The organism is Curvibacter soli (assembly GCF_029211125.1).
Classification (GTDB): Bacteria; Pseudomonadota; Gammaproteobacteria; order Burkholderiales; family Burkholderiaceae_C; genus Curvibacter_A; species Curvibacter_A soli.
The window spans coordinates 1-8,781 of record NZ_JARGEN010000047.1 but is presented as its reverse complement, the minus strand read 5'-3'; the positions used below and the strand labels follow the sequence as shown (position 1 = coordinate 8,781).

The 8,781-nt window shown below is 69.1% G+C and carries 6 protein-coding genes; 4 read left to right on the top strand and 2 right to left on the bottom strand.

Going from position 1 to position 8,781, the window contains the following annotated elements:
• Nucleotides 1-26 precede the first annotated feature (26 nt).
• Nucleotides 27-239, top strand: coding sequence for a hypothetical protein (locus tag PY257_RS10795; protein WP_275741629.1), 213 nt, complete (start codon nt 27-29; stop codon nt 237-239).
• Between the two features lie 432 nt (nt 240-671).
• On the opposite strand, the gene PY257_RS10790 is transcribed toward PY257_RS10795, so the two are convergent.
• Nucleotides 672-2,291: an MFS transporter gene (locus PY257_RS10790; RefSeq protein WP_275741626.1), complete on the bottom strand. Its 1,620-nt coding sequence runs from the start codon at nt 2,289-2,291 to the stop codon at nt 672-674.
• A gap of 70 nt (nt 2,292-2,361) precedes the next feature.
• Complete coding sequence (locus tag PY257_RS10785) at nt 2,362-2,847, bottom strand: Lrp/AsnC family transcriptional regulator (protein ID WP_275741624.1); 486 nt, start codon at nt 2,845-2,847, stop codon at nt 2,362-2,364.
• Nucleotides 2,848-3,044: 197 nt separating this feature from the next.
• Between PY257_RS10785 and PY257_RS10780 the strand changes: the two genes are divergently transcribed.
• The 3 genes from PY257_RS10780 (at nt 3,045) to phnD (ending at nt 8,541) form a co-directional block, all read left to right on the top strand.
• Nucleotides 3,045-6,641, top strand: a complete 3,597-nt coding sequence (locus PY257_RS10780) for an indolepyruvate ferredoxin oxidoreductase family protein (RefSeq protein WP_275741622.1) — start codon at nt 3,045-3,047, stop codon at nt 6,639-6,641.
• 102 nt (nt 6,642-6,743) lie between these two features.
• Nucleotides 6,744-7,559, top strand: a complete 816-nt coding sequence (gene phnC, locus PY257_RS10775; protein WP_275741621.1) for a phosphonate ABC transporter ATP-binding protein — start codon at nt 6,744-6,746, stop codon at nt 7,557-7,559.
• Nucleotides 7,560-7,614: 55 nt separating this feature from the next.
• Nucleotides 7,615-8,541 (top strand): phosphonate ABC transporter substrate-binding protein, encoded by a 927-nt coding sequence (gene phnD / locus PY257_RS10770; RefSeq protein WP_275741619.1) that lies wholly within the window; start codon nt 7,615-7,617, stop codon nt 8,539-8,541.
• Nucleotides 8,542-8,781: the final 240 nt, after the last annotated feature.

Below are 8,781 nucleotides of genomic sequence, written 5' to 3'. Positions count from 1 at the left end.
AGAGTGAGTGACCGAGGACACGTGTGATGTCAAAGGCCATGCGTCAGATGCCGCAGCGATGCGGGCGGGCGGGCGTAGCGCGCGGTGAAGCCGCGCGTGATCCTGTCAGCGACGAAGCCAGCGACCCGCCGCGTGAACATCCGGGCACGGGGTCGGCAAAGCAGATGGCGGGCACTGGTGGCCTGCTGGAAGCGGCGCTGACGAGACAGAACCGACTGGGGGTGCCCAAGCTGTCGTGACCTCAAGCTCTCGAACCGCCCGGTGCGGACCCGCATGCCGGGTGGTGTGGCAGGGGTGCCTCCTATGCTGGAGGCCCCCTATGCCGATGGGCCGCCCCAAGATGAAAAGCGGCCCCCTCGGGGGGCAGCGACCCGCGCAGCGGCGGAGCGTGGGGGCCACATTTTTCATCGCCGGGCCGCCCCAAGATGAAAAGCGGCCCCCTCGGGGGGGCAGCGACCCGCGCAGCGGCGGAGCGTGGGGGCCACATTTTTCATCGCCGGGCCGCCCCAAGATGAAAAGCGGCCCCCTCGGGGGGCAGCGACCCGCGCAGCGGCGGAGCGTGGGGGCCACATTTTTCATCGCCGGGCCGCCCCAAGATGAAAAGCGGCCCCCTCGGGGGGCAGCGACCCGCGCAGCGGCGAAGCGTGGGGGCCATTCCCCATGGGCTGTGCTCAATCGCGCTCGACCAGGTAGCGCGTCACCACGGGCGGCGATTCGCCCACGTGGAAGGCCAGCTTGCGCTCGCGCAGCGCCACGTCGGAGGCGGTCACGCGGTCGAAGCGGCGCAGGTGCTCGGTCCACGACTCGTCGACGATCTGCTCCACGTAGCGCGCGGGCTCGCCGATGTCGTGCAGCAGCCGCCATTCCAGCGCGCCCTGGCGCAGCCGGCTGCGGCGACTCTCCTGCATGAGCGCGCGGAATTCCGCCGCGCGGCGCGGCTCGATGCGGTATTCGATCTCCACCACCACCTGGCCGGCTGCGGGCGGTACATCGGCCACCGGCGCCTTGAAGGCGCGCGAGGGCGTCAGGTCCTCCATCAGCTCGCGGTCCTGCACCAGCCGTTGCAGCAGCGCCATGCCGGTGGCGCCCGTCACCGCGGCGATGCCCAGGCTGACATGCACGTTGGTGAGCGTGGCCACCTGGCCCCAGAGCGCCGCGCCCACCGCGCTGGCGCCCATGAGCGCCATCTGGAAGATCGCCATGCCGCGCGCGCGCACCCAGTCCGGCAGCGCGAGTTGGGCCGACACCATCAGCGTGTTGGCCGTGGTGATCCAGGCCGCGCCGGTCACCACCATGCCGGGCACCGCCACCCAGGCGCTGGGCGCCAGCGCCACCGTGGCCATGGCGGCGGATTGCAGCAGCGTGCCGCGCAGCACCAGCGTGTCGCGCGCCATGGCGCGGCGCAAGCGCGGCAGGAACATGGCCGCCATGATGGCGCCCGCGCCCATGGCGGCCAGCAGCAGCGTGAAGGTGCCCGCGCCGCCACCTTCGAGTCCGCGTGCCACCAGCGGCAGCAGCGCCAGCAGCGCCGTGGCGTGCAGGAAGAACACGCCGATGCGCCAAAGCACCGCGCGCAGTCGCTGCGACTGGCGCACGAACTGCACGCCCACGCGCATCGCGCTGCCCAGCCGCTCGCGCCCCAGCGGGCTCGGCACGTGAATGCGCCGCCAGCGCGTGATGACGTAGCCCGACGCCACCGACAGCACCGCGTTGAGTACGAACACCCAGGCGCTGCCCGCGCTGGCGATGATGGCGCCGGCCAGCAGCGGCCCCACGATGCGCGAGGCGTTCATCGCCACGCCGTTGAGCGCCAGCGCCGCTGGAAGCTGGTGCCGGCTCACCAGCTCGGGCACGATGGCCGCGAACACCGGCCAGCGCATCGCCAGGCCGATGCCGTTGGCGAAGGTGAGCGCCAGCAGCGTCGCCGGCGTGAGCCCGCCCAGCAGAATGGCCGCGCACAGCACCACCGCCACCGTGGCGACCCAGAACTGGGTGGCGATGAAGTAGCGCCGCCGGTCCAGGATGTCGGCCAGTGCGCCGCTGGGCAGCCCGAGCAGGAACACCGGCAGCGTGGAGGCCGACTGCACCAGCGCCACCAGGATGGGCGAGGTGGTCAGCGTGGTCATGATCCACGCCGCGGCCACGTCGTTCATCCACATGCAGGTGTTGGCCGCCAACCAGGTCAGCCAGAGCATGCGGAAGATTGGCGTGCGCAGCGGGGCGAGCGGGGACAGGTCGGCGTCGGTGGCGGGCGCTGCGGCGACGGTGGCTTCTTCGGGTGGTGGAGGCATGGCGTTTTAATGATGAAATTGGCCGTTGGCGCAATGGATACGGGCGGTAGTAGCTATCGTAATAGGAGCATCAGGCGTTGCCGCCGCGCAGGTGCCCGAGCGGCAGCGCGCTGCTGGCCTTGACCTCGCCGAGCGAGAAGCTGGTGTGCAGGTCCCCTACGTTGGGCAGGTTGATGAGCACCTCGCGCGCGAACCGCGAGAAGCTCGCCAGGTCGCGCGAGACCACCTGCAACTCGAAGGTGCCGGTGCCGCTGATGTAGTGGCACGCCACCACCTCGGGCAGGCGGCGGATGGCCTCCTCCAGCTCGCGCGTCACGTCGCCCGAGTTGCGGTCGGCGTCCAGCCGCACGAAGGCCAGCACGCCCAGGCCGATCTTGTGGCGGTCGATCTCGGCGTGGTAGCCCTTGATGTATCCCGCTTCTTCCAGCGCCCGCACGCGGCGCCAGCATGGCGCGGCCGACAGGCCCACGCGCTGGGCCAGCTCGGCGTTGGTCAGGCGCGCGTCGGCCTGCAGCTCGCGCAGGATGGCTATGTCGAATTTGTCCAAAGTCTCCATTTTTTGTTCTTTCAAGAAAGAATCTTGCGCATGGTATGCGTGATCAGGCAAAGAACGCAAAGACATATCTGACCGCCACACCTACACTTTGTCAAACCCCAGGAGGCCGCGTGCGTCACCGCGCGCGACGAACGAAGTAGCCCGGGCGCGGCCCACAAGGCAGCGCCCTTCGCCAACGCAGCAGGAAACCAGACATCATGAACGCCCCATTGCCGGAGCACATTCTTCGCGCGCTCGAAACGGTAACGCTCGACGACAAGTATTCATTGGACCATGGCCGCGCCTTCATGAGCGGCGTGCAGGCCCTGGTCAGGCTGCCCATGCTGCAGCGCCTGCGCGACGCGCAGCAGGGCAGGAATACCGCGGGCTTCATCAGCGGCTACCGCGGCTCGCCGCTGGGTGGCTACGACCAGGCCCTGTGGAAAGCCGGCAAATACCTCAAGGCGCAGAACATCGTGTTCCAGCCCGGCGTGAACGAGGAGCTGGCCGCCACCGCGCTCTGGGGCACACAGATGTTGGGCTACGCGCCGCCAGGCAGCAACCGCTTCGACGGCGTGTTCGGGATCTGGTACGGCAAGGGGCCGGGCGTGGACCGCTGCTCCGACGTGTTCAAGCACGCCAATATGGCCGGCACCACGCCCTGGGGCGGCGTGATCGCCGTCGCGGGTGACGACCATGTAGCCAAGAGCAGCACCGCCGCGCACCAGAGCGACCACATCTTCAAGGCCTGCGGCACCCCGGTGTTCTTCCCGGCCAACGTGCAGGAAATCCTGGATCTGGGCCTGCACGCCTTCGCCATGAGCCGCTACGCGGGCGTGTGGTCGGGTATGAAGACGATCCAGGAGATCGTCGAATCGAGCGCCACCGCCGTCATCGACCCCGAGCGCGTGAAGATCGTGCTGCCCGAGGACTTCCAGATGCCCCCCGGCGGCCTGCACATCCGCTGGCCCGACGCGCCGCTGGAGCAGGAGGCGCGCCTCATGCACTACAAGTGGTACGCAGCGCTGGCCTACATCCGCGCCAACCGGCTCAACCACAACGTGATCGAGGGGCCCAACGACCGCTACGGCATCATGGCCAGCGGCAAGGCCTACAACGACACGCGCCAGGCGCTGGCCGACCTGGGGCTGGACGCCGCCGCCTGCCGCCAGCTCGGCATCCGGCTGCACAAGGTCGGCGTGGTGTGGCCGCTGGAGGCGCAGCTCACGCGCGACTTCGCCACCGGCCTGCAGGAGATCCTGGTGGTGGAGGAAAAGCGCCAGGTCATCGAATACCAGCTCAAGGAAGAGCTGTACAACTGGCGCGCCGACGTGCGGCCCACGGTGCTGGGCAAGTTCAATGAGCTAGACGGCGATTTCTCTGGCGGCGAATGGGCCATGCCCAACCCCACGGCCAACACGCTGCTGCGCGCCAACGCCGACCTGAACCCGGCGCTGATCGCGCAGGCGCTGGCGCAGCGGCTCAAGAAGACCGGCGTGCTGGCCGCCGGCGGTGCCGACATGGTGGCGCGCATCGACGCGCAGCTCGCGATCCTGGAGGCCAAGGAGCGCGCGATGCAGGTTCTCAATGCCGGCGGCGTGCCGGGCGCGGACCGCGTGCCCTGGTTCTGCTCGGGCTGCCCGCACAACACCAGCACCGTGGTGCCCGAGGGCTCGCGCGCCATGGGCGGCATTGGGTGCCACTACATGGCGACCTGGATGGACCGCGCCACCATCGGCTTCACGCAGATGGGCGGCGAGGGCGTGCCCTGGGTCGGCCAGCAGCCCTTCACCACCGACCAGCACATCTTCGCCAACCTGGGCGACGGCACCTATTTCCATAGCGGCCTGCTGGCGATCCGCCAGGCCATCGCGGCGGGCGTGAACATCACCTACAAGGTGCTCTACAACGACGCCGTGGCGATGACCGGTGGCCAGCAGGTGGGCGAGCGGCCCGAGGGGCATTCGGTGCTCCAGATCATGAACAGCCTGGTGTCCGAAGGCGTGGCCCGGCTCGTCATCGTGACTGACGAGCCCGCCAAGTACGACGGCGCGAAGCTCGCCGACGGCGTGACGGTGCACCACCGCGACGCCCTCGACCACATCCAGCGCGAGTTCCGCGAGATCAAGGGCACCAGCATCATCATCTACGACCAGACCTGCGCCACCGAGAAGCGCCGCCGCAGGAAGCGCGGCACCCTGGCCGACCCGGCGAAGCGCGTGGTCATCAACGATCTGGTGTGCGAGGGTTGCGGCGACTGCGGCGTGCAGAGCAACTGCCTGAGCGTGGAGCCGCTGGAGACCGAATTCGGCCGCAAGCGCACCATCAACCAGAGCACCTGCAACAAGGACATGAGCTGCCTGAAAGGATTTTGTCCGAGCTTCGTGACCGTCGAGGGCGGCCAACTCCGCAAGAAGGACAAGGCCAGGACCGCCACGCTCGCCGACATGGGCACGCTGCCCGAGCCCACGCTGCCCGCGCTGGCGGGCCTGCGCGACGTCTACGGCATCGTCGTGGCTGGCGTGGGCGGCACCGGCGTCATCACCATCGGGCAGTTGCTGGGCATGGCCGCGCACATCGAGGGCCTGGGCATCGTCACGCAGGACGCAGCGGGCCTGGCGCAGAAGGGCGGGGCGACCTGGAGCCACGTGCTCATCGCCGCCACGCAGGACGACATCCGCACCACGCGCGTGGGCACCGCCGCCGCCGACCTGGTGCTGGCCTGCGACCCGCTGGTCGGCGCGGCCAAGGAAACCGTGTCCCGCATGCGCGAAGGCCGCACCCGCGTGGCGCTCAACGGCCACAGCACGCCCACGGCGGCCTTCGTGCGCGATGCCGAGTGGCAGAACCCGGCAGACGCCTGCGCGGCGGCGATCATTGCCGCTGCGGGCACGCAGGGCGTGAGCCTGTTCGACGCCGATGCCGCGGCCACGCGCCTGATGGGCGACAGCATCTACGTCAATCCCATGATCCTGGGCTACGCCTGGCAGAAGGGTTGGGTGCCGCTGTCGCATGCGTCGCTGATGCGCGCCATCGAACTCAACGGCGTGGCCGTCGAGGCCAACCAGGCGGCCTTCACATGGGGGCGCCACGCCGCGCATGACGGCGCCGCCGTGCAGCGCGCCTTCACCCCGGCACAGGTGGTGGCGCTGCGCCCGCGCGAGACGCTGGAATCGGTCATCCGGCGCCGTGCCGAATTCCTGGCGGACTACCAGAACGCCGCCTACGCGCAGCAGTACCGCGACTTCGTCGAGCGCGTGCGGACGGCCGAAGCGCCGCTCGCCAGTACCACGCTTACCGAATCGGTGGCGCGCTGCCTGTTCAAGCTCATGGCCTACAAGGACGAGTACGAGGTGGCGCGCCTGCACGCCGACCGGTCGTTCCTCGACCGCATTGCCGGCATGTTCGAGGGCGACTACAAGCTCGCCTACCACCTCGCGCCGCCGCTGCTGGCGAAGAAGAACGACAAGGGCGAGTTGCAGAAGAAGAAATACGGCCAGGCGATGCTCACGGCCTTGCGCCTGCTCGCCCGCCTGAAGGGCCTGCGCGGCACCGCCTTCGACCCGTTCGGGCGCACCGCGGAGCGCCGCGCCGAACGCGCGCTGATCGGCGAATACCGCGCCAGCATCGAGGAAGTGCTGGCCCGCCTGCAGCCCGGCAACCACGCCGTGGCGGTGGACATCGCGCGCATCCCCGAGCAGATCAAGGGCTACGGCCATGTGAAGGAGCGCAACCTGCACGCCGCCCGCGCCCGCTGGGCCGACCTGATGGCGCTGTGGCGCGCGCCGCAGCAGGCGCAGCGCCGGGCCGGGTAGAGCACGCCTCGCCGGGCGTCGCTGGAAGGGGCGCGCCGACGCTGTCACCAATCTGCCTTCGTTCCTGCCTACAGTGACCGCACGAATGGGGATGTGTGGTCTATGTTGACGATGACCGGGGTGACCTGCTGCTTTGGCGACAAGGCCGCCGTGGACGACGTGAGTCTTACGGTCTCACCCGGCAGCTTCGTGGGCGTCATCGGGCGTTCGGGCGCGGGCAAATCGACGCTGCTGCGCATGATCAACCGCCTGCAGACGCCGACGGCCGGGCGCATCGACTTCGAGGGGCGCGACATCACCGCGCTCAAGGGCCGGGCGCTGCGGGCCTGGCGCGCCGAGTGCGCCATGGTGTTCCAGCAGTTCAACCTCGTGGGCCGGCTCGACGTGCTGACCAACGTGATGATGGGCCGCCTCAACCACGCGGGCATGCTGGCCTCGCTGCTCGGGCTGTGGGCCGAGCACGACCGTGCCGTCGTCTTCTCGGTGCTGGAGCAGTTCGAGATCGGGGGCCTCGCCGCGCACCGCGCCGAAACCCTCTCGGGCGGGCAGCAGCAGCGCGTGGCCATCGCCCGCGCGCTGGTGCAGGAGCCGCGCATCATCCTGGCCGACGAGCCCACTGCCTCGCTCGACCCGCGCAACGCCATCGCCGTCATGGAGGCCCTGCGGCGCATCAACCGCGAGTACGGCATCTCCGTGATCTGCAACCTCCATTCGCTTGATCTGGCGCGCGCCTACTGCGGGCGGCTGGTCGGCATGGCGGCGGGCCGCGTCGTCTTCGACGGAACGCCTGAGGATCTGACCGACGCCGCCGCGCGCAACCTCTACGGCATCGAGGCCGACGAGGCCATCGGTGCGCCCGGCTTCGCGCCGCGGCAGGCGACGAGTGGCTGGCAGCCGCCGCTGGCGCAGTTGGCATGAGCCTGTCGCATCCCTTTCTTTCCGTTCACTTTTTCAATCAACCGAGGAGTCGAAAATGGTCTCACGTCGTACAGTGGTCGCTGGCGCAGCGGCTTTGGCGGGCCTGTCCCCCGTCGGCCTGGCGCTCGCCCAGGGCAAACCCACGCAACTCACCCTGGCGGTGATCCCGGTCGAGAACGCCTCGACCACCACCGACCGCTTCGAGCCGGTGGCCAAGTACCTCTCCGCGGCCATCGGCATCCCGGTCACGCTGCGCATCGCCAACGACTACGCCGCCGTCATCGAGGCCCAGCGCGCCGGCAACGCCCAGATCGCCTTCTACGGCCCGGCTTCCTATGCGCGCGCCGTGATGACCGGCGTGAAGACCGAGCCGCTGGTCAACCAGCGCCGCGACACCGGCGTCAACGGCTACCACTCGGTGCTCTGGGTGCGCGCCAACAGCCCCTACAAGACGGTGCAGGACCTCAAGGGCAAGACGCTGGCGCTGGTGGACCCCAACTCCACCTCGGGCAACAACGCTCCGCGCTTCTTCCTGTCCAAGGAAGGCATCAGCGTGGACAGCTTCTTCGGCAAGACCTTCTATGCCGGCAGCCACGACAACTCCCTGCTCTCGCTGGCCCAGGGCACGGCGGATGTGGCAGCCACCGAGTTCCAGTCGCCGACCAGCAACACGGCCGCGCGCCTGACCGCGCGCGGCCTGCTCAAGGACGCCTCGGGCAAGACGCTGACGATGGACGACTTCCGCGTGATCTACAAGTCGCCGCTGCTGCCCGAAGGGCCGTTCGCCGTGCTGACCTCGCTGCCCGCCGACCTGCGCCAGGCGATCAAGCAGGCCCTGCTGGACATGCCGCAGAAGGACAAGAAGACGTTCGACGGCCTCTCCGACGGAAAGGACCTGGGCTTCGTGGCCGTCAGCGCCGCCGACTACGAGCCCATCATCGGCATGCTCCAGTTCAACGACTCCCAGCGCAAGAAGCAGTGAGCCTGGATCGGGCCGGCCTGCGCGCCGGCCCTCTTTTTTTCAGGATGAAACTCTGGATATCCATGCGTGCCGCACGTTATCCGCGCGGCACGCTGGCACGGAGGAAGGGCTTACGCAAAACATGCTTCAGCCACCTGCGACGCCTTTTGACCCGGTGCGCGACCAGCCCCGCCGTTCAGGGCGGGGAAGGATAGCGCGGACGGCGTAGCCGTCCTTGTTTTGGTTCTTAGTGTGGGGTCT